This is a genomic window from Teichococcus deserti, from assembly GCF_001982615.1.
In the GTDB taxonomy this organism is placed as follows: Bacteria; Pseudomonadota; Alphaproteobacteria; order Acetobacterales; family Acetobacteraceae; genus Pseudoroseomonas; species Pseudoroseomonas deserti.
Genome location: NZ_MLCO01000590.1, coordinates 1 through 533, shown reverse-complemented (window position 1 = coordinate 533; position 533 = coordinate 1). Strand labels below are relative to the sequence as shown.

Annotated in this window: 1 protein-coding gene; it reads right to left on the bottom strand. The window is 76.4% G+C overall.

Annotated features, from left to right (window positions below; genetic code table 11):
- A partial coding sequence (locus BKE38_RS32730) for a hypothetical protein (RefSeq protein ID WP_165694341.1) occupies window positions 1–533 on the bottom strand: 533 nt, incomplete at both ends.

Genomic DNA, 533 nt, shown 5'->3' with positions numbered 1-533 from the left:
AGCTGGCGCACCGGGGCGACAAGGCGCTTCAGCAGCAGCACGACGCCGCCGATGGCGAGGATGAGCGCGGCGAAGGCCAAAGCGAGGCTGATGGCCAGGATGGTCTGGGCGGTGGCCGCCGCCGCCTGGCCCTGCGCCGTCGCCTGGTCCAGCGCGGCGTCGCGCAGCGGCACCAGCCTGGCCAGGGCCGGCGGCGTCCAGGGGCCGTATTCGGCGCTGGTCGCCGGCCAGGCGGGGGCGGTGCCCGGGGTGGTCAGGCTGGCCAGGGCGGCCTCGACGAAGCTGCGGTAGCGCGGCTCGGCGGCCTGGAAGAACTCGTCCCGGGTGCGGGCCAGGGCGGCGGTCAAAGCCGGGTTGTTCGCCGCCTCCACCAGCCGCTGCGCCGAGGCCCAGGCATGGTCGATGCGGCCGGCGAAGGCCAGGCCCTGCGCCACGCGGGCGGCATCGACGGCGCCGCCGGCCAGCCAGTTGTTGATCAGCAGGCTGCGGGCGCCGGCCTGGCCGAGGAAGGGCTCGACACCCGCCCGATCGAC